General features: G+C 64.4%; 26 protein-coding genes and 3 tRNA genes. 22 read left to right on the top strand and 7 right to left on the bottom strand.

Annotated elements, in window-relative coordinates:
* Positions 1–4 precede the first annotated feature (4 nt).
* From CHB97_RS07860 to CHB97_RS07845, 4 genes are all read right to left on the bottom strand, one after another.
* Positions 5–874: a TIGR03915 family putative DNA repair protein gene (locus CHB97_RS07860; RefSeq protein WP_089287420.1), complete on the bottom strand. Its 870-nt coding sequence runs from the start codon at positions 872–874 to the stop codon at positions 5–7.
* Positions 874–2,103: a putative DNA modification/repair radical SAM protein gene (locus CHB97_RS07855; RefSeq protein WP_089287419.1), complete on the bottom strand. Its 1,230-nt coding sequence runs from the start codon at positions 2,101–2,103 to the stop codon at positions 874–876. Before CHB97_RS07855 ends, CHB97_RS07860 begins: the two co-directional genes overlap by 1 nt.
* Before the next feature lie 88 nt (positions 2,104–2,191).
* Positions 2,192–3,463, bottom strand: a complete 1,272-nt coding sequence (locus CHB97_RS07850; RefSeq protein ID WP_160105664.1) for a sensor histidine kinase — start codon at positions 3,461–3,463, stop codon at positions 2,192–2,194.
* A 67-nt stretch (positions 3,464–3,530) separates the two neighbouring features.
* Positions 3,531–4,466, bottom strand: a complete 936-nt coding sequence (locus tag CHB97_RS07845) for a LysR family transcriptional regulator (protein ID WP_089287417.1) — start codon at positions 4,464–4,466, stop codon at positions 3,531–3,533.
* Between the two features lie 154 nt (positions 4,467–4,620).
* Between CHB97_RS07845 and wrbA the strand changes: the two genes are divergently transcribed.
* From wrbA to dxs, 8 genes are all read left to right on the top strand, one after another.
* The gene (wrbA, locus tag CHB97_RS07840) at positions 4,621–5,223 is read left to right on the top strand and encodes an NAD(P)H:quinone oxidoreductase (RefSeq protein ID WP_089287416.1); all 603 of its coding nucleotides are present in this window, start codon (positions 4,621–4,623) and stop codon (positions 5,221–5,223) included.
* Between the two features lie 87 nt (positions 5,224–5,310).
* Positions 5,311–6,021, top strand: coding sequence for a pirin family protein (locus tag CHB97_RS07835; protein ID WP_089287415.1), 711 nt, complete (start codon positions 5,311–5,313; stop codon positions 6,019–6,021).
* 141 nt (positions 6,022–6,162) lie between these two features.
* Positions 6,163–6,573 carry a DUF423 domain-containing protein gene (locus tag CHB97_RS07830; RefSeq protein ID WP_200819866.1) on the top strand — a complete coding sequence of 137 codons (411 nt, stop codon included), beginning with the start codon at positions 6,163–6,165 and terminating at the stop codon, positions 6,571–6,573.
* Position 6,574: 1 nt separating this feature from the next.
* Positions 6,575–6,820, top strand: a complete 246-nt coding sequence (locus CHB97_RS07825) for a sulfurtransferase TusA family protein (RefSeq protein WP_089287413.1) — start codon at positions 6,575–6,577, stop codon at positions 6,818–6,820.
* Positions 6,821–6,949: 129 nt separating this feature from the next.
* Complete coding sequence (locus CHB97_RS07820) at positions 6,950–7,879, top strand: histone deacetylase family protein (protein WP_089287412.1); 930 nt, start codon at positions 6,950–6,952, stop codon at positions 7,877–7,879.
* 110 nt (positions 7,880–7,989) lie between these two features.
* Positions 7,990–8,241, top strand: a complete 252-nt coding sequence (locus tag CHB97_RS07815; RefSeq protein WP_089287742.1) for an exodeoxyribonuclease VII small subunit — start codon at positions 7,990–7,992, stop codon at positions 8,239–8,241.
* Positions 8,241–9,152: a polyprenyl synthetase family protein gene (locus CHB97_RS07810; RefSeq protein ID WP_244559456.1), complete on the top strand. Its 912-nt coding sequence runs from the start codon at positions 8,241–8,243 to the stop codon at positions 9,150–9,152. The genes CHB97_RS07815 and CHB97_RS07810 overlap by 1 nt, the downstream gene beginning before the upstream one ends.
* A gap of 30 nt (positions 9,153–9,182) precedes the next feature.
* A complete protein-coding gene (gene dxs, locus CHB97_RS07805) occupies positions 9,183–11,102 on the top strand; it encodes a 1-deoxy-D-xylulose-5-phosphate synthase (protein ID WP_089287411.1) in 1,920 nt (639 codons plus the stop codon).
* Positions 11,103–11,307: 205 nt separating this feature from the next.
* Here the strand turns inward: dxs and CHB97_RS07800 are convergent, their stop codons facing one another.
* A complete protein-coding gene (locus CHB97_RS07800; RefSeq protein WP_200819865.1) occupies positions 11,308–11,547 on the bottom strand; it encodes a YtxH domain-containing protein in 240 nt (79 codons plus the stop codon).
* A gap of 242 nt (positions 11,548–11,789) precedes the next feature.
* Between CHB97_RS07800 and CHB97_RS07795 the strand changes: the two genes are divergently transcribed.
* Positions 11,790–12,704, top strand: a complete 915-nt coding sequence (locus CHB97_RS07795) for an alpha/beta hydrolase (RefSeq protein WP_089287410.1) — start codon at positions 11,790–11,792, stop codon at positions 12,702–12,704.
* A gap of 75 nt (positions 12,705–12,779) precedes the next feature.
* On the opposite strand, the gene CHB97_RS07790 is transcribed toward CHB97_RS07795, so the two are convergent.
* Together CHB97_RS07790 and CHB97_RS07785 are read right to left on the bottom strand one after the other, a co-directional pair.
* Positions 12,780–12,855, bottom strand: a tRNA-Thr gene (locus CHB97_RS07790).
* Positions 12,856–13,037: 182 nt separating this feature from the next.
* Positions 13,038–13,113: transfer RNA gene (locus tag CHB97_RS07785), tRNA-Thr, on the bottom strand.
* A gap of 176 nt (positions 13,114–13,289) precedes the next feature.
* Between CHB97_RS07785 and CHB97_RS26320 the strand changes: the two genes are divergently transcribed.
* The 13 genes from CHB97_RS26320 (at position 13,290) to CHB97_RS07725 (ending at position 21,924) form a co-directional block, all read left to right on the top strand.
* Positions 13,290–13,451, top strand: coding sequence for a hypothetical protein (locus CHB97_RS26320; protein WP_160105662.1), 162 nt, complete (start codon positions 13,290–13,292; stop codon positions 13,449–13,451).
* 72 nt (positions 13,452–13,523) lie between these two features.
* A complete protein-coding gene (dcd, locus tag CHB97_RS07780) occupies positions 13,524–14,078 on the top strand; it encodes a dCTP deaminase (RefSeq protein WP_089287408.1) in 555 nt (184 codons plus the stop codon).
* Between the two features lie 80 nt (positions 14,079–14,158).
* Entirely contained in the window at positions 14,159–15,451 is a 1,293-nt protein-coding gene (murA, locus tag CHB97_RS07775) for a UDP-N-acetylglucosamine 1-carboxyvinyltransferase (protein ID WP_089287407.1), read from the top strand.
* 293 nt (positions 15,452–15,744) lie between these two features.
* Positions 15,745–16,194: a DUF2948 family protein gene (locus CHB97_RS07770; protein WP_089287406.1), complete on the top strand. Its 450-nt coding sequence runs from the start codon at positions 15,745–15,747 to the stop codon at positions 16,192–16,194.
* A 93-nt stretch (positions 16,195–16,287) separates the two neighbouring features.
* The gene (gene hisG / locus CHB97_RS07765; RefSeq protein ID WP_371332976.1) at positions 16,288–16,962 is read left to right on the top strand and encodes an ATP phosphoribosyltransferase; all 675 of its coding nucleotides are present in this window, start codon (positions 16,288–16,290) and stop codon (positions 16,960–16,962) included.
* Complete coding sequence (hisD, locus tag CHB97_RS07760) at positions 16,952–18,253, top strand: histidinol dehydrogenase (RefSeq protein WP_089287405.1); 1,302 nt, start codon at positions 16,952–16,954, stop codon at positions 18,251–18,253. The genes hisG and hisD overlap by 11 nt, the downstream gene beginning before the upstream one ends.
* 112 nt (positions 18,254–18,365) lie before the next feature.
* Complete coding sequence (locus CHB97_RS07755; RefSeq protein ID WP_089287404.1) at positions 18,366–18,845, top strand: UPF0262 family protein; 480 nt, start codon at positions 18,366–18,368, stop codon at positions 18,843–18,845.
* 7 nt (positions 18,846–18,852) lie between these two features.
* Positions 18,853–19,293 carry an arsenate reductase ArsC gene (locus tag CHB97_RS07750; RefSeq protein ID WP_089287403.1) on the top strand — a complete coding sequence of 147 codons (441 nt, stop codon included), beginning with the start codon at positions 18,853–18,855 and terminating at the stop codon, positions 19,291–19,293.
* A 150-nt stretch (positions 19,294–19,443) separates the two neighbouring features.
* On the top strand, positions 19,444–19,662 hold the full coding sequence (gene infA / locus CHB97_RS07745; RefSeq protein WP_028097283.1) for a translation initiation factor IF-1: 219 nt from the start codon (positions 19,444–19,446) through the stop codon (positions 19,660–19,662).
* Between the two features lie 15 nt (positions 19,663–19,677).
* On the top strand, positions 19,678–20,349 hold the full coding sequence (locus tag CHB97_RS07740) for a nucleoside triphosphate pyrophosphatase (RefSeq protein ID WP_089287402.1): 672 nt from the start codon (positions 19,678–19,680) through the stop codon (positions 20,347–20,349).
* Entirely contained in the window at positions 20,349–21,527 is a 1,179-nt protein-coding gene (locus CHB97_RS07735; protein ID WP_089287401.1) for a ribonuclease E/G, read from the top strand. The genes CHB97_RS07740 and CHB97_RS07735 overlap by 1 nt, the downstream gene beginning before the upstream one ends.
* A complete protein-coding gene (locus CHB97_RS07730) occupies positions 21,520–21,738 on the top strand; it encodes a DNA gyrase inhibitor YacG (RefSeq protein ID WP_089287400.1) in 219 nt (72 codons plus the stop codon). The genes CHB97_RS07735 and CHB97_RS07730 overlap by 8 nt, the downstream gene beginning before the upstream one ends.
* Positions 21,739–21,848: 110 nt before the next feature.
* A tRNA-Phe gene (locus CHB97_RS07725) sits at positions 21,849–21,924 on the top strand.
* Positions 21,925–22,354: the final 430 nt, after the last annotated feature.

Raw genomic sequence — 22,354 nt, 5'->3', positions numbered from 1 at the left:
CGGGCTAGGTGTCCCCCTCCCGCCCCGCCGCCTTTTCCCGGGCGCGCAGCCGGTGATGGAAGGCCGGCGGGTCGCTGGCCGCCCGCGCAGCCATCTCCCGCACGCGGGCTTCCGCCCCGGCGATCAGGTCGGGGATCAGGTCGGCTTCCGGCAGGTTCTTCCAATATTTCTTGGGCATTTCCGACTGCATCGCCTGCACCTTCAGCCGCGCCGGATTGAAGATATGGGCGTAATAGGTGCGCCAGAGATCGTCCGCTGCATCGCGCAGGTCCGGCTTGTTCGCCGGGGCCGGATCAAAGCGCAGATGCTGCCCATCCCAGGATGATGTGCCCTTGGGCGTGGCGATGATCCAATCCATATCGGTGAAGCGGCGCTGAAAGAAGCCGGCGGTGCGGCCGACGATGAAATGCTCCGGCTCAAACCAGGCGAGGAAGCGGCGGCGCGGTTGCCCTTCGCCATCCGGCAATTCCTTGAAACGGACAAACGCCTTCATCTTATGCGCGTCCCGCCGCACCGATTTTTCCAGCCGGTTGGCCTGGACGACATCGGCGTCGGCCCGCATCTCCAGCAAGGCCCGTTCCCCCTGCAAGCGCCAGAGCAAGCGATAGAGCAGGGCGAAGCGGACGGGATCGCTGTGGCAGATCACCGCCTCGGCCAGTTCCAGAAAGGCGCGCGGCACGGTGGCGGCGGGGGCCTGCGGATCGGGCGGGGGCAGGGGGCTGCCCTCCATCTGCCCGCCGAACAGGTCACCCGTCGCACCTCCCCGTTGCCGCCATTCCACCCGCTCCGGCGGGACGCTGGCCCGCAGCAGGGTGCGGGCGGCCGCCCGCCATTCCGCCAGTTCGCCATGCCCGTCCAGCAGGAGGGTCAGCATCAGAACAGGCTCAATTGTTCGGGTTTGGGGGCGAACAGGTCGCGCAGGTCCGACCGGTCGACCAGCCGCAACGGCGTCCAGCCCAGGGCGGCGATGAAGGGGCGGACCTTGCGCAGCGACACGCCCAGCCGGCCCAAATCCTCCAGCCGCAGCGCCTTATGGGCGCGGGCCGAGAGGATGGCGTTGACGCTGCGCGGTCCCAGTCCCGGCACGCGCAACAGCATCTCCCGTTCCGCCCGGTTGATATCGATGGGGAACCGTTCCCGGTTGGCCAGCGCCCAGGCCAGCTTGGGATCAATCTCCAGATCCAGATTGCCATCCGGCCGGGTGCGGGTGATCTCCTCCACCGCGAAACCATAGAAGCGATAAAGCCAATCGGCCTGATAGAGCCGATGTTCGCGCAGCAACGGCGGCTTGATCAGCGGCAGTGCCTTGGAGGCATCCGGGATCGGGCTGAAGGCGGAATAATAGACGCGGCGCAGACGGTAATGGCCGTAAAGCCGGGCGGAAGAGGCCAGGATGGTGGCATCATTGGCGCCATCCACGCCGACAATCATCTGGGTGCTTTGCCCGCCGGGCACAAAGCGCTTGCGCCGGCCCCGGAAGCTGGGCTCCGCCGCCGCATCGATCTTCAGCCGCAGATCGCCCATCGCCGCGCGGATGCGGGTCGGGTGCTTCTGCGGGGCGAAATTGTCGATGCCGGCATCGGTCGGCAATTCGATATTGATCGACAGGCGGTCGGCATAAAGCCCCGCCTCCTCAATCAAGGCCGGGGAGGCATCGGGGATGGTCTTCAGGTGGATATAGCCCCGGAAGCCATGCTCGGTGCGCAAAATGCGGGCCACCCGCACCAGCTCTTCCATCGTGTGATCGGAAGAACGGATGATGCCAGAGGAGAGGAACAGCCCCTCAATATAGTTGCGGCGATAGAATTCCAGCGTCAGCCAGACCACTTCTTCCACGGAAAACCGCGCCCGCTCCACATTGCTGGAAGAGCGGTTGATGCAATAGGCGCAGTCATAGATGCAGAAATTCGTCAGCAGGATTTTCAGCAGCGAGATGCAGCGCCCGTCCGGCGCATAGGCATGGCAGATGCCCGACCCTTCGGTTGATCCCAGCCCGCCACTGCGCCCGGAATCCCGCCGCTCCGTCCCGCTGGAGGCGCAGGAAGCATCATATTTGGCCGCATCCGACAGGATGGCGAGGCGTTCTTTCAGCGTCTTCTTCATCGTGCTTTCGCGGACTTTGTGTGACACATATTCACGTTTTGTTCTTTTTGGTCAACAAAAAAACCAGTGCTGGGCGGGCCGAAACCGCTTATTCGCGGGGTAATTGCCGGGGGAAGGTGACCTGGAAACGTGTGCCCTTGCCGGGGGTGCTTTCCACATCAATCCGTCCACGCAGCCGCTGCGTGACAAGATTATAGACCACATGCAGGCCCAGACCAGTCCCCCCCTCGTCCCGTTTCGTGGTGAAGAACGGGTCGAAAATATGCGGCAGGTTCTCGGCGGGGATGCCGCAGCCATCATCGCTGATGGAAAGCTGCAGCAGGTCGGGATGGGGGCCGTCGGACAGGCGGATGGCGATCACGCCTTGTTGCGGCCCGAAGGCATGGGTCAGCGCATTCATCACCAGATTGGTGATGATCTGGGCGATGGCACCGGGCGCGCTATAGACCTGCACACCCGTCGGCAGATAGGTATCCAGCCAGTGCGGGCTGCGGCGCAGGCGCGGCACCAGACTGCGCAACACCTCACCCACATATTCACCCAGGTCGAACTGGCGGGGCAGGTCGCTGGTCTGGTCCACCGCCACCTGCTTGAAGGCCTGCACCAGATCGGCGGCGCGGGTGATATTGCCCTGGACGAAGCCCAGCGCCTCCCCCGCAGACTGCACATATTCTTCCAGGTCGTTGCGGCGCAGCTTGCCGGTCTGATAGGCCTCCCGGAATTTCTGCGTCTCCTGCGCAAAGGCGGTGACGGCGGTGACGGCCACGCCCAGCGGCGTATTGATTTCATGCGCCACGCCGGCCACCAGCCCGCCAAGGGCGGCCATCTTCTCGCTCTGGATCAGGTCGCGCTGGGTGCTGCGCAACTGCTCCAGCGCCTGGGCCGTGCGCTCCGCCGTCAGGCGCATTACATCGATGCCCAGCCCGATCCCGGCATAGGCACCCGTTTCATCCACCAGAATGAAGCCGCGATGCAGGGCATCGGGCTTTTCCCGGCTGATCCTGTCGCTGATTTCCGCCAGATCGGCATCCAGCGGCACCAGCAGCGGCTGGCGATCCCCCAGATGCAGCACCGGCCGCTTGGTATAAAGATCGCGCCCATAGCGTTGGGCGAAATGCAAAAGAAAGGTGCTGCGGTCGGCCAGCCCGGCGGGGATGCGGGCACCCTTGTCGGCCAGCACCACAATGGCGGGCAGGGTCGGATCGTCCTGGAACATCTGCGCCACCTGGCCACAGGTGGCTTCCGTCCCGACCCAGGGCGCTTCCTGCAACAGCCGCCGCGCTGAAAAGCCCATGTGATCGGACGCTTTAACCATCGCCTCCAGGTCCATCGGTTGTTCCGACCATTTGGGAAAAGTCATGGCACATAGCACCATGACGCGAAAGGAAACGATGAAAACTGTGTGAAGTTTTCCCCGTTACCGGGCCTCACCCCCCTTTCAACAGGGTCAGCCCGGCATCCCAGTATGGCACCGGACCGAAGCGCGATGCGAGAAAATCTACAAAGGCCCGCACCTTTGGGCTGAGATGGCGGTTGGCGGGGTAGACGGCGTGAACGGCACTCTGCGACAGCAGATAATCGTCCAGCACCGGCACCAGCCGCCCGCGCGACAGGGCTTCCCCGACGATGAAGGTGGGCAGCAGCACCAGCCCCTGACCGGTCACGGCCGCTTCCCGCAGGGCATCGCCATTATTGGCATAAAGCCGGCCATTGACGCGGATGCTGCGCGTCTCCTCCGCCCCCGGCGCGGTACGGAAGCTCCATTGCTCGGGCGTGGAGCTGTTGGTGTAGATCAGGCAATCATGCTGAAGCAGGTCGGCCGGCACCTGCGGCGTACCGCGCCGGGCCAGATATCCGGGCGAGGCGCAGAGCACGGCGCGCACCGGGCAGAGCCGGCGCGCCACCAGCGAACTGTCCTTCAGCCGACCGATGCGCACGGCCAGATCGAACCCTTCATCGACCAGATCGACGAAACGGTCGGACAGTTCCATCTCCACCTCCACCTCTAGGTAGCGTTCCATGAACTCCGCCACCGCGCTGGAAAGATGCTGGATGCCAAACGACATCGGGGCCGCCAGTTTCAGCCGCCCGCGCGGGGCGGCGTGCTGGCTGGCGACGGACCGTTCCGCCTCCTCCAGCGCTTCCAGAATCTGGCTGACCCGCTGATAGAAACCCTCCCCCACCTGGGTCAGGCTGATATGGCGGGTGGTGCGGTTGAACAGGCGGGCCCCCAACCGCGTCTCCAGCTCTCCGATGCGGCGGCTGGCGGCTGATTTCGACAGGCCCAGCCGGTCGGCCGCGCGGGTGAAGCTGCGCCCCTCCGCCACCAGGGTGAAAAGCCGCAAATCCTCCAACCGTTCCATGCCGTGTGCCGCCTTATTGTCCCGAGTGATGCAACAATCCTGTTCGATTTTGTGCCATTAACGGGCAACCCGCAACGGCCTATCTTCACCTCAGACAGACGGACGAACCGACCGGCACAGCCGACGGGGCCCCGCCCAGAAACAGGAGATGGTGATGAGCAAGGTTCTGGTTCTCTATTATTCCAGCTATGGCCATGTTGAGACGATGGCCAACGCCGTGGCCGAGGGTGCGCGCAGCGTGCCGGGCACCGAGGTGGTGGTGAAGCGCGTGCCGGAACTGGTGCCGGATGAGGTGGCCAAGCGGGCCCATATCAAGCTGGACCAGGCCGCCCCCATCGCCACCCCGGACGAGCTGGCCGATTATGACGCCATCATCTTCGGCACGCCCACCCGGTTCGGCATGATGGCCGCCCAGATGCGCAACTTCCTGGACCAGACCGGCGGTCTGTGGGCCAAGGGTGCGCTGATCGGCAAGGTGGGCAGCGCGTTTGTGTCCACCGCCAGCCAGCATGGTGGCCAGGAATCGACCCTGCTGTCCTTCCATACCAGCCTGCTGCATCACGGCATGGTGGTGGTGGGTCTGCCCTACAGCTTCGGCGGCCAGACCACGCTGGATGAGGTGACGGGCGGCAGCCCCTATGGCGCCACCACCATCGCCGGCGGCGACGGTTCCCGCCAGCCCTCTGCCAACGAACTGGCCGGCGCGCGCTTCCAGGGTGAACATGTTGCCCGGATTGCCGCCAAGCTGACCGCGTAATTTCTGTTTCTCTTACTCCCTTCTCACATGGACCCGGTTCCGCCGCCTGCCAGGGGCGGCGCCGGGGGCCGCTACAGGAGACGTATCATGATCGAACATCGTCCTTTCGCCGGTTTGGGCAAGGCCAATCATGGCTGGCTGCGCGCCAATTTCCACTTCAGCTTCGCCAACTATCACAACCCGTCGCGGGTGCATTGGGGCCCGCTGCGCGTCTGGAACGATGACACGATCGACAGCGGCACCGGCTTTGACCCGCACCCGCACCGCGACATGGAAATCATCACCTACGTCCGCAAGGGCGCCATCACGCATCAGGACTTTCTGGGCAATGAGGGTCGCACCGAGGCGGGTGACGTGCAGGTGATGTCGGCCGGTACCGGTATCGTCCATGCCGAATATAACCGGGAGCCGGGGGAGACCACCCTGTTCCAGATCTGGATCATCCCCAACAAGCAGGGGGTGAAGCCCCGCTGGGAAGCTGCCAAGTTCCCCAAGGGCGACCGGGCCGGCAAGCTGGTGGTGCTGGCCTCTGGTCGGGAACAGGACAAGGATAGCGGGGCGCTTTACATCCATCAGGATGCCGCCCTGCTGGGTGGCACCCTGCCGGCGGGCACCGTGCTGACGCATGAGCTGGGCGACCGGCTGGCCTATCTGGTGCCGGCCCGTGGCAAGGTGAAGGTGAATGGTGTGGTGCTGGAAGCCCGCGATGGTGCTGCCATTCGGGATGAGCCGGTGCTGACCATCGAGGTGCTGGAAGAGGCCGAACTGGTGCTGGCCGACCTGCCGCGCACGGCGTGAGTTTGGTTTTCCTGAGTTGCAGGCTCCAGCGCTTGCGTGACTAAAAAAGGCCGGGGGTGGCGGAATATCGCAACCCCCGGCCTTTTCCTGTTCCGCCGCAGCGCCTAGATTGGCGGCCACGCTCTGCTGTCCCAGGAAACCATGATGACCGACCCCGCCCCGCAGGATGCCCGCGCCGACCGCCTGTTGCTGCTGGCGGGGCTGTTCGGGGCCATTGCCGTGGCGGCAGGGGCCTATGCCAGCCATGGGCTGTCCGCCATCCGCGATGCCCGCGCCGTGGAACTGTGGCAGATGGCCAGCCATTACCAGTTGATCCATGCCGTGGCGATGGTCGCCACCGTGCTGCTTTACCGGCTGATGCCCCATGCCGGTCGCCGGCTGCTGGCGGCAGGGCTGGCCTTTGCCATCGGGTCCGTGCTGTTCCCCGGCGCGCTGTATGCGCTGGGCTGGTGGGGGCCGAGTGCCATGGGGGCGGTGGCCCCGTTGGGCGGATTGTCCTTCATCATCGGCTGGCTGCTGGTTGCCTCTGCCGCCTTTGGCCGGGGGCGTTGAGATGGCGGATCAGGAACTGGATTGCAACGGGTTGCGCTGCCCCATGCCGGTGCTGCGTGCGGCCAAGGCGCTGCGCGCCCTGCAGCCGGGCCAGGTGCTGGCCGTGACGGCCACCGACAAGGTGGCGATCAAGGATTTCCAGACCTTCTGCCGTGAAGCCGGGCATGAGCTGGTGGCGATGCAGCCGGCGGGCGATCATGCCGCCGGACTGGTCACCCTGTTCACCATCCGCCGGGGCAATGGCTGATTTAGCGCAATGACAAGGCCGTCCCATCCCCTTATGCTGTTTTGCACAATGAGAAGGGGAAGGCGGGGGCGCTTCTGCGACCCTTGACCGGCCCCCGTCCCAGGGGAACGTTCGGGAAATGGGTTGCGGATGAATACGGCACTTTTCACCCATCTCGCCTGTCTGGAACATGATACCGGCTTCGGCCACCCCGAATGCGCCGACCGGCTGCGCGTGGTGCTGTCGGCGCTGGAGGAAGAAAGTTTCATGTTCCTGGACCGGCGCGATGCCCCGCCGGCCAGCCGGGAACAGCTGGAGCGGGTGCATCCCCCGGCCCATGTCGCCGCCGTGCTGGCGGCTGTTCCTGCCAGCGGACATAATTCCCTGGATAGTGACACGGTGCTTTCCCCCGGCAGCGGTCAGGCGGCCTTGCACGCGGCGGGGGCTGTGGTGGCCGCCGTCGATGCCGTCTGTTCCGGCGAAGTGCGCAACGCCTTTTGCGCCGTGCGCCCACCCGGCCACCATGCCGAACCTGATCAGGCCATGGGTTTCTGCCTGTTCAACAATGTGGCGGTGGGGGCCGCCCATGCCCGTGCCGCGCACAAGATCAAGCGCGTCGCCATCGTCGATTTCGACGTGCATCACGGCAATGGCACCCAGACCTATTGCGAGCATGATCCCGACCTTTTCTATGCCTCCACCCATCAATGGCCGCTTTATCCCGGCACCGGGTCGGTGAAGGAGACGGGGGAATTCGGCAATGTGCTGAATGCCTGCCTGCCGCCCATGTCTGGCAGCCCGGAATTCCGCCATGCTATCCAGACTAGGCTGATCCCGGCGCTGGACGCCTTCCGCCCTGACCTGCTGATGATCTCTGCCGGATTCGATGCCCATATGCGTGACCCGGTGGGTGGGCTGGACCTGACGGAGGATGATTTCGTCTGGGTGACGACCCGGCTGGTGGAGGTGGCTGATCGCCACGCCAAGGGCCGCATCGTCTCCGTGCTGGAGGGCGGGTACGACCTGCGGGCCCTGGCCAACAGCACCGCCGCCCATGTTAAAACCCTGATGACGGTGTAGCTGGCTCCCCCATGGCAGCACAAAGCGGCCTTGCACCGCACCCATCGCACTTGAACAGCGGGGACGGGGGACATACAGTCCGCCGTTCCGCAATGTTTCATGCGAATGCCATGACTGACACCAACCTGCCCGCCGATATCGCCGCCTTGAGCTTTGAGGACGCGCTTGCCGAACTGGAACGGATCGTCCGTCAGCTGGAGGAAGGCCGGGCCAAGCTGGATGACGCCATCCAATCCTATGAGCGCGGCACCCTGTTGAAGCGCCATTGCGAACAAAAGCTGCGCGAGGCCCAGGCCAAGGTCGATCGCATCACCATTTCCGCCGATGGCGCCATTGGCGCTGAACCTGCACGCCTGGATTGATGAGCGATACCATGCCCTCGCTGCCCAAGACATTGACCGCCGCCATGGCGGATACCGTCGAACAGGTGGAAGCCGCCATCGAGGTGCTGCTGCCCCGCGCCGATGCGGTGGAGGCGCGCCTGTTCGATGCCATGCGCTATGGCTGTCTGGGCGGTGGCAAGCGGCTGCGCCCCTTCCTGGTGATGGAAAGTGCCCGCATGTTCGGCGTCAGCCCCGCCTGCGCCCTGCGCACGGCGGCGGCGGTGGAATTCGTCCATTGCTACAGCCTGATCCATGACGATCTGCCGGCCATGGATGACAGCGACCTGCGGCGCGGGCGCAAGACAGTGCATCTGGAGTTTGACGAGGCGACGGCCATCCTGGCCGGTGACGCCCTGCTGACCCAGGCGTTCGAAATTCTGGCCGACCCGGAGACGCATGAAGACCCGCAGGTCCGCTGCAAGCTGGTGGCAGCCCTCGCCAAGGCCGCCGGCCCGCGCGGCATGGTCGGCGGCCAGATGCTGGACCTGATTGCCGAGACATCGACCTTTGATATCGGCGCCATCACCCGCCTGCAGCGGATGAAGACCGGCGACATGATCGCCTTTTCCGCCGGCGCTGGGGCCATTCTGGGCCGGGCCGGCGCGCCGCAGCACCATGCGCTGCAGGCCTATGCCCACGATCTGGGGCTGGCCTTCCAGATTGCCGACGATCTGCTGGATGTGGAAGGTCAGCAGGATGAGGTGGGCAAACCGGTGGGGCGAGATGACGCCGCTGGAAAAGCCACATTTGTCTCTATCTTAGGGGTGGAGCGGGCGCGCGATCAGGCACGCCGGCTTGCCGATCAGGCGGCCCAGCATCTGGATATTTTTGGTGATCGGGCCGATATGCTGGTCCAGGTTGCCCGATTTGTCGTTGAGCGCCGGTCATAAGAAAAAGACTTGGGTTAGAGAGAGGCGGGCATGTCCCCATCCAAAACGCCGCTGCTGGATCAGGTGAAGGTTCCGGCGGATCTGCGCCGTTTGCAGCCGTCGCAACTGCGCCAACTGGCCGATGAGCTGCGGGCGGAAACGATCGATGCCGTGTCCGTCACTGGGGGCCATCTGGGGGCCGGGCTGGGCGTGGTGGAACTGACCGTCGCCTTGCATTACTGCTTTGACACGCCCGCCGACCGGCTGATCTGGGATGTGGGCCACCAAGCCTATCCGCACAAGATTCTGACCGGGCGGCGCGACCGTATCCGCACCCTGCGCATGGGCGGCGGCCTGTCGGGCTTCACCAAACGGTCGGAGAGTGAGTACGACCCGTTCGGCACCGCCCATAGCTCTACCTCCATCTCTGCCGGGTTGGGCATGGCGGTGGCGCGCGATCTGGCCGGCAAGACCAACAATGTGGTTGCCGTCATCGGTGATGGTGCCTTGTCCGCCGGCATGGCCTATGAGGCGATGAACAATGCCGGGGCGGCCCAGTCGCGGCTGGTGGTGATCCTGAATGATAATGACATGTCCATCGCTCCGCCGGTGGGGGCGCTGTCGGGCTATCTGTCGCGGCTGATTTCGTCCAAGTCCTATCGCGGCTTCCGCGATTTCTCCAAGCAGGTGGCCGAACATCTGCCCCGTCCGCTGTTGAACGCCGCCCGTCGGGCGGAGGAATATGCGCGCGGCATGGTGACGGGTGGCACCCTGTTCGAGGAATTGGGCTTCTACTATGTCGGCCCCATCGACGGGCATAATCTGGACCATCTGCTGCCCGTGCTGGAAAATGTGCGGGACGATCCGCAGGGCGGCCCGGTGCTGGTGCATGTCGTCACCCAGAAGGGCAAGGGCTATGCCCCAGCGGAGGCGTCAGCCGACAAGCTGCACGCGGTTGGCAAGTTCGACGTTATCACCGGGGCCCAGGCCAAGCCCAAGGCCAATGCCCCCTCCTATACCCGCGTTTTTGCCGACAGCCTGATCAAGGAGGCGGCCAAGGACGAAAAGATCGTCGCCATCACGGCGGCCATGCCGTCGGGCACCGGGCTGGACCTGTTCCAGAAGCAGTTCCCCAAACGCAGCTTTGACGTGGCAATTGCCGAACAGCACGCCGTCACCTTCGCCGCCGGCATGGCGACGGAAGGGTTCAAGCCGTTCTGCGCCATCTATTCCACCTTCCTGCAGCGCGGCTATGACCAGCTGGTGCATGATGTGGCCTTGCAGAACCTGCCGGTGCGCTTTGCCATTGACCGCGCGGGTCTGGTGGGGGCCGACGGTGCCACCCATGCCGGTGCCTTCGACATCGCCTATCTGGCCTGCCTGCCCAACATGGTGGTGATGGCCGCCGCGGATGAGGCGGAACTGGTGCATATGGTCGCCACCTGCGCCACCTATGATGCCGGCCCCATCGCCGTGCGTTACCCGCGCGGGGAAGGGGTGGGCATCGATATGCCCGAACAGGGCGTGCCGCTGGAAATCGGCAAGGGCCGGGTGATCCAGCAGGGGGCCAAGGTGGCCATCCTGTCACTGGGCACGCGGTTGCAGGAAGCGCTGAAGGCGGCGGAGGATTTGGGCGCGCGCGGTCTGTCCACGACGGTGGCCGATGCCCGCTTCGCCAAGCCGCTGGATATGGCGCTGATCGAACGGCTGGTGCGGGAGCATGAGGTGCTGATCACGGTGGAGGAAGGCTCCATCGGTGGCTTCGGCAGCCATGTGCTGCACCATCTGGCCAGCAGCGGCCTGCTGGATGGCGGCTGCAAGGTGCGCCCGATGGTGCTGCCCGATACCTATCAGGACCATGACACCCCGCAGAAGCAGTATGATGAAGCCGGCCTGAACGCCCGCCACATCGTCGATACGGCCCTGAAGGCGCTGGGCGTGGCCCAGGGGGCGAAGGTGGTGGGGGCTTGAGGGGTTTTACCTGCCAATGGCTCCGTCACCCTGCTGACCCTGGAAAAGGCGGCCAGTGCGGTGGGCAAGCGCTTACGCATTGAGCTGATCGACGGCTGACGGGCTTTGCCTCACCGGTCCCGCGAGTCCGCTATCCGGGATGGGGCAGGGCTGTGATGGGGGCGCCGTCACCCCGGTATGTGCCCTGGTGACGGCGCAAGGGGACTTACTTTTTCTGTTCGGTCGCCTCGTCGATCTTTTCGGCGGCCTTTTCCTTGGTCTCCTCCATCTTCTCAGCCGCTTTGTCGGTGGCGTTTTCGATTTTGTCGGCGGCCTTTTCTGCAGCTTTGTCGATCTTTTCCCCGGCGCGTTCGGCCGGGCCTTCCTTGTCGCAGGCGGTCAGGGCCAGCGGGGTGCCGGCGATCATCAGGATGGCGGCGATGTGGGTGAATTTGCGCAACATCATCTTACAGTCCCCCTTGGGTTAGGCTTATCGGGGCAGCGGCGTGCCGCTTACCCCTTTCACGCTCAGCAGAACGGAGGCACTGTGCTGCTTGTTCCAGGGGCTGCTGAAGATTGCCGGGGTGCGGCGCAGCAGGCCCCAGCTTGTGATATTTTTACGCCCTTCGTCACGGGAAAGTCTTAGAAACCGCACAATCCATTGTCAGTTCTTTCCCCGTGCTCAATCCCTCTTTGACAGGTTCCCGGATGCTGCTTTCCCGTCGGGCGCTCACCGCTTCGCTTCTCGCCTTGTCCTTTCCCATGCCCGTCCTGGCCCAACAGGCAGCCCCGCCGCTGGCGCTGGAACGCTCCGCCGTGCATACGCTGACGGCGAAGTCCAACGGCCGCACCTACGATATTTATGTGAAGTTGCCGCCAAAATATGATGCGCCGGAAAATGCCGGGCGGCGCTATCCGGTGATCTATCTCACCGATGGGGATTATACGTTTCAGGTCGCCTCTGGCGTCACCCGGCTGCCGCATAATGCCGGCAAGCTGGAACAGGCCATTCTGGTGGGGCTGCCCAATGCCAAGGGCGAAGACGGCATGGCCGCCCGCCGCCGTGACCTGACCCCCTGGGAGAATCCGGCCATGCCCGGCCCCAATGGCGGCGGCAAGGCCTATGTGGCATTCATCACCGGTCAGGTGCTGCCGCTGATCGATGCGACTTACCGCAGCGATCCGGCCCGGCGCACCTTTGTTGGCCAATCCTATGGCGGGTTGCTGGGCCTGTGGATTCTGTTCAGCCAGCCGCAGCATTTTTCCAGCTATCTGCTGACCAGCCCCTCGATCTGGTATGCCGAAAAGGCGCTGATGGCGCTGGAAGCCGACTATGCCAAGAATCACAAGGAACTGAAGGCCCGGCTGTTCATGGCTACCGGTGCCTTTGAAGGGGTGAAGAAAGGGGCGCCCAGCCCGCGTTATAATAAGGAAACCGACATGGTGGGCGACCAGCAGAAAATGGCCAAGGGGCTGCGGGCGCGCGCCTACCAGGGGTTCCAGGTCCAGGATATGGTTATCCCCGCCACCATCCACGAAACCACCTTTCCCATCGGGCTGGTCTATGGGCTGCAATGGCTCTATGGCCAGGATCAGTTATCTGGCTGGGCGCCCGGCGAGTGAGGGGGCAAGCATAAAGCCAAAAACAAAACCCGCCGCCCACTGCCGGGCTGGCGGGTTTTTGTTTGATCGGTGAAATGGTGCTGCCGATTGGAATCGAACCAACGACCTCGTCCTTACCAAGGACGCGCTCTACCGACTGAGCTACGGCAGCAGCGACATTTCAATGCCCGCAACCGGATACCGGCTGTGGGGTGGGCGGCTATTTGCCATCCGGGGCGGGCAAGTGCAAGTGAATTATCACCAGCGCAGATCCGGCCGAACAGCGGGGCTTAACCGCCGTCAAAACAAAACCCGCCGTCCGTTGCCGGGCTGGCGGGCTTTTGTTTTTGAAAATGGTGCTGCCGATTGGAATCGAACCAACGACCTCGTCCTTACCAAGGACGCGCTCTACCGACTGAGCTACGGCAGCAGCGACATTTTCAAACCGCGTCGACGTTGGCGTCGCTGCGGTGGGCGGCTATGTGCCACTCCAGGCCCGCCGGCGCAAGCGGAAAATTCGCTGCGGCAGGATTTTTTCTGACACCCTTGACGGCGGCGGGTCAAATCGCCTGGAATTCCGCCGGTTTTCAAGGAGCCAACCCCGCCATGACCAAAGTGCCCCCTAAGAAGGATGATCGTCAGGAACGCCTGGCCCAGGCCCTGCGCGATAATCTGCGCAAGCGCAAGGAACAGAATCGCGCCCGCGACGATGTGGATGCAAACCCGCCCCCCGCTGGGGACGGGCATGAGGGCGGCACCACTGCTTGAGCCCGGCGGGGCGCTGGGCTACAAACTGTTGCGGCCCCCAAGATGTGGGGCCTTTTGCCATTGGGGGACATTATGCCGATCATGCCCGATACCTGGATCCGGGAACAGGCGACCAAGAACGGGATGATCGAGCCGTTCATCGAGGCGCAGAAGCGCGAAGGCGTCATCTCCTACGGCCTGTCCTCCTACGGCTATGACGCGCGCGTGGCCGACGAGTTCAAGATTTTCACCAATGTCGACAATGCTGTCGTCGATCCCAAGCGCTTCGATGAGACGAGCTTTGTTGATCGCAAGACCGATGTCTGCGTCATCCCGCCCAACAGTTTCGTGCTGGCCCGCACGGTGGAATATTTCCGCATTCCGCGCGATGTGCTGGTGGTCTGCCTGGGCAAGAGCACCTATGCCCGCTGCGGCCTGATCGTCAATGTCACGCCGCTGGAACCGGAATGGGAAGGCCATGTGACGCTGGAAATCTCCAACACCACGCCGCTGCCCGCCAAGGTCTATGCCAATGAAGGGCTGTGCCAGTTCCTGTTCTTCCAGGGGGCCAGCCCGTGTGAGATTTCCTATGCCGACCGGGCTGGCAAATATATGAAGCAGCGCGGCGTCACCCTGGCGCGGATTTGATCCGGCCCCCGCCCTGCTATCGCCTTTTTGCGGGCCGATAATTCCGGCCCGCCCACACCAGACATCAGAACCGAACCCCCATGGACAAGCTCCTCATCCGCGGTGGCAAGCCGCTCAAGGGTCAGATCCCCGTCAGCGGTGCCAAGAATGCGGCCCTGCCGCTACAGGCCGCCTGCCTTCTCACCGATGAGAAGCTGACCCTGACCAACCTGCCGCTGCTGGCCGATATCACCACCATGAACCGGCTGCTGGCCCAGCATGGGGTGGAGGTGCATATCAACGGGCGCGACGCCTTCGGCTCAAGCGGCCGGTCGGTGGAACTGGACGCCAACGAGATTTTCAACACCACCGCCCCCTATGATCTGGTGCGCAAGATGCGCGCCTCGGTGCTGGTGCTGGGCCCGCTGCTGGCGCGATTCGGCCAGGCCAAGGTCAGCCTGCCCGGTGGCTGCGCCATCGGCACCCGTCCGGTCGATCTGCATATCAAGGGCCTGCAGGCCATGGGCGCGCAGATTGATATCGAGGGCGGGTATATTCTGGCCCGCGCCCCGCAAGGCGGGCTGGTGGGGGCGGAATTCGTCTTCCCGCAGGTCTCCGTCGGGGCCACGGAAAACCTGATGATGGCGGCCACCCTGGCCAAGGGTGAAACCGTGCTGGTAAATGCCGCGCGGGAACCGGAAATCGGCGATCTGGCCCGCTGTCTGATCGCCATGGGGGCGGAGATTGAGGGGATCGGCTCCGACCGGCTGGTGATCAAGGGCAAGGACCGGCTGCATGGGGCCACCTATGCCGTGCTGCCCGACCGGATCGAGGCCGGCACCTTCGCCATGGCCGCCGCCATCACCGGCGGTGAGCTGGAATTGCTGGGCGCCAAGCTGGACGATCTAAAGGCCGTGGCCAAGACGCTGGCCGCCGCCAATGTGAAAGTGTCAGAGACGGCAAACGGCCTGCTGGTTTCCGCCACCGCCGGGGAGCTGGTGGGCGTGGATGTGATGACGGAGCCGTTCCCCGGTTTCCCCACCGATCTGCAGGCGCAGATGATGGCGCTGATGTGCGTGGCCAAGGGCGCCTCCATGATCACGGAGACGATTTTCGAGAATCGCTTCATGCATGTGCCGGAACTGGCGCGCATGGGGGCGAACATCACCGTCCATGGCTCGTCGGCCCTGGTGCGCGGCGTGCCGCGTCTGACGGGGGCGCCGGTGATGGCGACCGATTTGCGCGCCTCTGTCTCGCTGGTGCTGGCCGGGCTGGCGGCGCAGGGCGAAACGGTGGTCAACCGCATCTATCACCTGGATCGCGGGTACGAGCGGATTGAACATAAGCTGGCCGCCTGTGGCGCGGATATGGAACGGGTGAAGGAAGCGGATTGAGGGGGGGATAAAGCCTCTTGCTGCTTGACGCCCTCCCTCTATCCACTGCTTCCCCCGCGAAAGCGGGGGTCCAGGGTCACAGGAACAACGCTTTGGTGCCCTTGGCCCCTGGACCCCCGCTTTCGCGGGGGAGGCAGTGAGACGCGTAGAGTGATGGTAGGGGATTTGTTGTCCCTTTCGGGGGCGTGGGCCTGAACAGCTTCAGGCACTTAAACCACCCCCAATCCCCCTTAAAATCCCCACCACCCCCACCCATCTAAGCCCCATCCCCTGATCACCGGAGAGAAGCAGCGATGACCGGATTGCGTTTGGCCGCGATGGATGCCCAGGATCTGGCGGTGCTGTCGGCCATTCTGCAGGACGCCATCGTGCCCATCGGCGACATTGCCTATTTGCCCGATGAGCAATGTTTTGTGGCCGTGGCCAACCGCTTCCGCTGGGAAGGGGAGGGGACACCCGCCGGCCCCACGCCCGATGCCGGCCATGAAGGCGAGCGGGTGAATTGCGGTCTGCGTTTCCTGGGTGTCACCCGTGTCGCCTATCGCGGGTTTGATCTGCGCCGACGGGACCAGTTCCTCTCCCTGCTGGCCATTGAGGTGGCCGATGACGGGGCCAGCCTGCTGCTGCGGCTGGCTGGCGGCGGGGATATCCGCCTGTCTGTCGAACGGCTGGAGGTACGGCTGGCCGATATCGGGGAGCCGTGGCCCGCCGTGGCACGACCCGCGCATCCTGTATCCAACTGATCGCACCCCAGCCTTTCGCCCCCCGCGTCTGGACGTGGGCGGTTTGGCGTGCCATGTAGTCGCTCCCATTTCCCTACCTGGAGCGTCCAGGACATGATGCCGTCCGCCCCCCAAGACATGCTGGTGCTGGCCCTGCCCAAGGGTCGTATCCTGGATGAGGTGAGGCCCCTGTTGCATCATGTGGGCATTGAGCCGGAACCGGATTTCGATAATCCGAAATCCCGCGCCCTGCGCTTTGCCACCAATCTGCCCCATGTGCAGATCATCCGGGTGCGCAGCTTCGACGTGGCCACCTTTGTGGCCTTCGGGGCGGCCCATCTGGGCGTGTGCGGCAGCGATGTGCTGATGGAGTTCGATTATCCCGAACTCTATACCCCGCTGGATCTGGGCATCGGCAAATGCCGTATCGCCGTGGCCGAGCCGGTGGACCTGTCCACCACGGATGATCCGTCTCGCTGGAGCCATGTGCGCGTGGCCACCAAATACCCGGAAATCACCCGCCGGCATTTCGCCGCGCGCGGCGTGCAGGCGGAATGCATCAAGCTGAACGGTGCCATGGAACTGGCCCCGTCGCTGGGCCTGTGCTCCCGCATCGTCGATCTGGTTTCCACCGGCGTGACGCTGAAGGCCAATGGCTTGGTGGAGATTGAGCATATCGCCGATATCTCCTCCCGCCTTGTCGTCAACCGTGCCGCGTTCAAGACCCGCCATGGCGAAATCCAGGGCTGGATCGACCGTTTCCAGGAGGCCATTGGCAATGCCGGTTAATCTTTCCACCGCCGATGCCGGGTTCGAGGCAGCCTTCACCGAATTGCTGGGCGCCAAGCGCGAGGTTCAGGAAGACCTGAACAATGCCGTCGCCGCCATTCTGGCCGATGTGCGGCTGCGCGGTGACGCCGCCCTGCTGGAATACACGCGCCGCTGGGACCGGCTGGACCTGACCGCCGACCGGCTGCGCATCACGGCTGACGAGATCAGCGCCGCCATCGCGCTGTGTGATCCGGAAACGCTGGCAGCCCTGCGGCTGGCGGCGGAACGGATTGAGGCGTTTCATCGTCGCCAGACGGTGGAGGCCACCAGCTACACCGATGCCGCCGGCGTGCGGCTGGGTGCCCGCTGGACCCCGGTGGGGGCTGTCGGCATCTATGTGCCCGGCGGCACGGCAGCCTATCCCAGTTCTGTGCTGATGAATGCCATCCCCGCCAAGGTGGCGGGCGTGCCGCGCATCGCCATGGTGGTGCCGACCCCCGATGGCAAGCTGAACCCGCTGGTGCTGGCCGCCGCCCATCTGGCCGGCGTGACGGAGATTTACCGCATCGGCGGGGCGCAGGCCGTGGGGGCGCTGGCCTATGGCACGGCGACCATTCCGCCGGTGGACAAGATTACCGGCCCCGGCAATGCCTTTGTCGCCGCCGCCAAGCGGCAGGTCTTTGGCACGGTCGGCATCGACATGATCGCCGGGCCGTCGGAAATCCTGGTGGTGGCTGATGCGGCCAACGACCCGGCCTGGATTGCGGCTGACCTGTTGAGCCAAGCGGAACATGATACCTCGGCCCAGTCGATTCTGATCACCGATGATGCCGGCTTTGCCGAATCGGTGGCGGCGGCGGTGGAAACCCATCTGGCGACCCTGCCGCGCGCCGCCATTGCGCGCGAAAGCTGGAATGCCCATGGGGCCATCATCAAAGTGGCCAGCCTGGAAGAAGCAGTGGCGCTGGTGGACCGCATCGCGCCCGAACATCTGGAACTGGCCGTGGCCGACCCGGATGCGCTGGCGGCCCAGGTACGCAATGCCGGGGCTATTTTCTTAGGGCGCCACACGCCGGAAGCCATTGGCGATTATGTCGCGGGGCCGAATCACGTGCTGCCCACGGCGCGGTCAGCCCGCTTCTCCAGCGGTCTGAATGTGCTGGATTTCATGAAGCGGACGACGCTGGTGGGCTGTTCCCCGGCGGCCCTGGCCGCCATCGGCCCTGCCGCCGTGGCCCTGGCAGAGGCCGAAGGGCTGGGCGCGCACGCCCTGTCGGTTGCAATCCGGCTTGCCAACAAGGCCGGCTGACAGCAGGGTAGGGGATGGGCGGTAGTGCCGCCCGCCCCCTTACCAAAGCCGCCGGACCCAACCGGTGGCACAGACCGGGAGAAGCGGTGATGCATCAGGAGGCCATGACGCGATGAATGCGCCCCATCACCGGATCGTTCATGTTGAACTGGTCGAAAAACACGTGCTCCGCCACAATATGGAAGTGGAGCATGAACGGGCCGTGGCGATTTTCGACCTGCTGGACGAAAATCGCTTTGCCCTGGTGGAGATGCCGGATCATGGGCCGTTCCGCCTGTTCCTCTCGGTGGAGGATAACCGGCTGATCTTTGACATCAGGTCAGAGGATGATCAGCCGCTGAACCGGACCAGCCTGCCGCTGACGCCGTTTCGCACCATCGTGCGCGACTATTTCATGATCTGCGACAGCTATTACAAGGCGATCAAGACGGCATCGCCCTCGCAGATTGAAGCCATCGATATGGGCCGGCGCGGCCTGCATAATGAAGGATCGGAACTGCTGCGGGAGCGGCTGGCCGGCAAGGTGGAGCTGGATTTCAACACCGCCCGGCGCATCTTCACCCTGATCTGCGTGCTGCATATCAGGGGCTGACGTCAGCATGTCCGCCATCGCCCCCGCCCGCATCTCCTCTGTTCTGTTTGCCTGCACGCATAATTCCATCCGCTCCCCCATGGCGGAGGGGTTGTTGAAGATGCTGCATGGCAAGACGCTTTATGTAGACAGTGCCGGCGTGCGCGAAGGCGACGCCGACCCGTTCGTCACGGCGGTGATGGCGGAACTGGGTGTCGACATGTCCCGCCACCATTGCAAGACTTTCGACCAGTTGCAGGATGACAGCTTCGATCTGGTCATCTCGCTCTCGCCGGAGGCGCAGCACAAGGCGGTGGAAATGACCCGCACCATGGCCTGTGATGTGGAGTTCTGGCACACGTTCGATCCTTCGCTGGTGGAAGGCAATCGGGAGGCGCGACTCGATGCCTATCGGCAGGTGCGCGACACCATTTTGAAGCGGTTGAAGGATCGTTTTCCGGTCGGTTGAGCAAGCGGCGGACGCTGCAATTTATCCCGTTGGAACCCCCATCCCCTGCCATGGGCGGGGAGGGGTGCAGACGTGCGTGGAAAACACTTGACCGCGTGGCGCGCGGCAATCACCTATTTGCCGTTTTTCAGCGCCAAGACCCAGGAAGACATGGCCAAGGAAGATCTGATCGAGTTCTCCGGCACGGTGACGGAACTGCTGCCCAACGCGATGTTTCGCGTCAAGCTCGACAACGAACATGAAGTGCTCGCCCATACCTCCGGCAAGATGCGCAAGAATCGCATCCGCGTGCTGGCGGGAGATCGCGTCAATGTCGAAATGACGCCCTATGACCTGACCAAGGGGCGGATCACTTTCCGCTTCAAGTAAGCGGAAAGTTGTCTCATGACCTTGCAAGGTACGCCGGCGCTGGCTGGTGACGGGCCCGGCCCCCTGGCCGGACGCCCGAAGCTGGTGCTGGCCTCCGGTTCCCCCCGGCGGCGGGAATTGCTGGCCCAGATCGGGCTGGTGCCGGACGCCGTTGATCCGGCGGATATCGACGAATCCCCCCTGAAGGATGAATTGCCCGCCCCCCATGCCCTGCGTCTGGCGCGGGAAAAGGCGGCGGTGACGGCGGCGCGCCATCCGGGTGCCATCGTGCTGGCTGCCGATACGGTGGTGGGGCTGGGCCGGCGCATCCTGCCCAAGGCGGATGATGCCGCCACGGCGCGGCAATGCCTGACCCTGCTGCAGGGCCGGCGGCACCGGGTGCATACCGGCTTTTGCGTCATTGGTGCCGATGGGCGCGTCTGGTCCCGCACGGTGGAAACGGCGGTGATTTTCCGCACCCTGTCCGCCCATGAAATTGAAAGCTATATCGCCACCGGTGATTGGCGCGGCAAGGCCGGCGGCTATGCCATCCAGGGGATTGGCAGCCTGTTCGTGCGGCAGATTGGTGGCAGCTACAGCAATGTGGTGGGCCTGCCGCTGACGGAGGTGGGGGGTACCCTGCGCGCCGCCGGGCTGGATGCCCTGGCGCTGGCCGCAGCGGCCGCCACTGCACCGAAAGCCGGCTGATGCGCCGGCTGCTGATCGACCGGCGGGGGGCGCTGACGCGCTGTGCCCTGCTGGGCGATGGCATCCTGACTGATCTTGCCATCGATCATGCGAACCATCCCGGCTGGCTGGGTGCCGTGGCGCTGGGCCGCGTCACCCGCATTGCTGCCGGGCTGGATGCCGCCTTTGTGGATTTTGGCGACCGGGTGCCCGGTCTGCTCTCTGCTGCTGATGTGCGGCCCGCCCGCCGCGATGCCAAGATCGGCCAGTTGCTGCGCACCGGCCAATCCGTGCTGGTGCAGGTGAAGGCCGATGCGCATGGCGACAAGGGCGCCAGCCTGACGGGCGATATCTCCCTGCCGGGCCGTTTCCTGGTCTATACGCCGCTGGGCGATGGGCTGCACCTGTCCAAACGCCTGGGCAAGGGGCCGCAGGTGAATGCCCTGCGCGCCCTGTTCGCCGCTGAACTGCCCAACCAGGGCGGCTGGATCGTGCGCGGGGAGGCGGCGGGGGTTGACCCTGGGCTGGTGCTGGCAGAGGCCGAAGCCCTGCTGGCCCGCTGGCGCCCCGCCAGCCTGGCCCTGGGTGGGGCGGCCCCCCGCACCCTGATCCCCCCGCCCGATGCCCTCCGCCGCGCCGTGACGGAACTGCCGCGCGATGGCTTGGCGGAAATCATGGTGGAGGGGGCGGAACTGCTGGCGTCGGTGAAGGCAATGCTGGCCGATGATGCCCCCGATCTGCTGGCCCTGGTCAAACCCTGGAAGCCGGGGGACGGGCGTCGCCTGTTCGATCAGGGCGATGTGGATGGGGAAATTGCCCGTGCCGCTGGCCGGCGGGTGCCGCTGGCCTATGGCGGTTCCCTGGTCATCGACCGGGCCGAGGCGCTGACCGTGGTGGATGTGAATGGGGGGGAGCGGGGCAACCCGCTGGCCACCAACCTGGATGCCTGCCCGGAAATCGCCCGCCAATTGCGCCTGCGCAATATTGGCGGCATCGTGGTGGTGGATTTCGTCAATATGGGCCGCGCCGGCGACCGCGATGCGGTGGTGCGAGCCTTGAGTGAAGCGGTGGCCGCCGACCCGGTGGCCACCCATGTTTACGGCATGTCGCGCCTGGGCCTGGTGGAAGTGACGCGGGCGCGTCGCGGCCCCGCCCTGGCCGACCTGCTGGCCCTGGATGGAAATGATGAAGATGAGTGACGATCCTATCGATCTGGCAACCGCCCGCCCCCGCAAACAGCCGGCCTGCCCCATCTGCAGCCGCCCGGTGGTGGCCGCCTTCAAACCCTTCTGTTCCAAGCGCTGCGCCGATGTGGACTTGTCCCGCTGGCTGGGGGAAGCCTATCGCGTGCCGGTGGCCCCGGATGATGACGAGGCGGAACAGGCGGATGAAAAAAATCGAACCCTGTAAAAAAAGTGCTTTACAGGCCCCGGCCAACTCTCTAAAAGCGCCTCCACCGGACGGCACGACCAACACCGACCGGCGCTGAAACGGCGAAAGCCGACAGCAAATGCGATAGTGCCCAGGTAGCTCAGTCGGTAGAGCAGGGGATTGAAAATCCCCGTGTCGGCGGTTCGATTCCGTCCCTGGGCACCACTTCCTTTCCCAATAAAATCAATGACTTAGATGGGAAACGCGGTGGTGCCGCCTTCTGGCAATCTGACCAGAACGCCCAGAAAATTCCCACGCTTTCAGCCATTTTCCAGCGGCGGCCTGTGGCCCTCCAGAATTTTTCCCAGAAAAAATCAGTCCATTCCAGGCTGTTTTTTGATCCGGTTTCCGGTGTCTGAGACATGAGCGAATCGGCCTTCCGCACGTCATATTATACCAATCCGCCGAGGGTTTGACCCTTGGCGGATTGGAGGCCGGCGACCGCCGGCTCAGCACCTCGGGGCGCGTAAGCCAAGCTGCCGGATGGCAGCGTCCGGCGTCTGAGGGAACAAAAAATCTCCCTGGATCGGTCACGATCAAGGGAGATTGGCATTAGTCGGCTGAAGATTGACCTGCTGCAAAAAGAAACAAAATG

The sequence above is a fragment of the Azospirillum sp. RU38E genome, assembly GCF_900188385.1.
Taxonomy (GTDB): Bacteria; Pseudomonadota; Alphaproteobacteria; order Azospirillales; family Azospirillaceae; genus Niveispirillum.
This window is presented reverse-complemented; position numbering and strand designations above follow the sequence as displayed.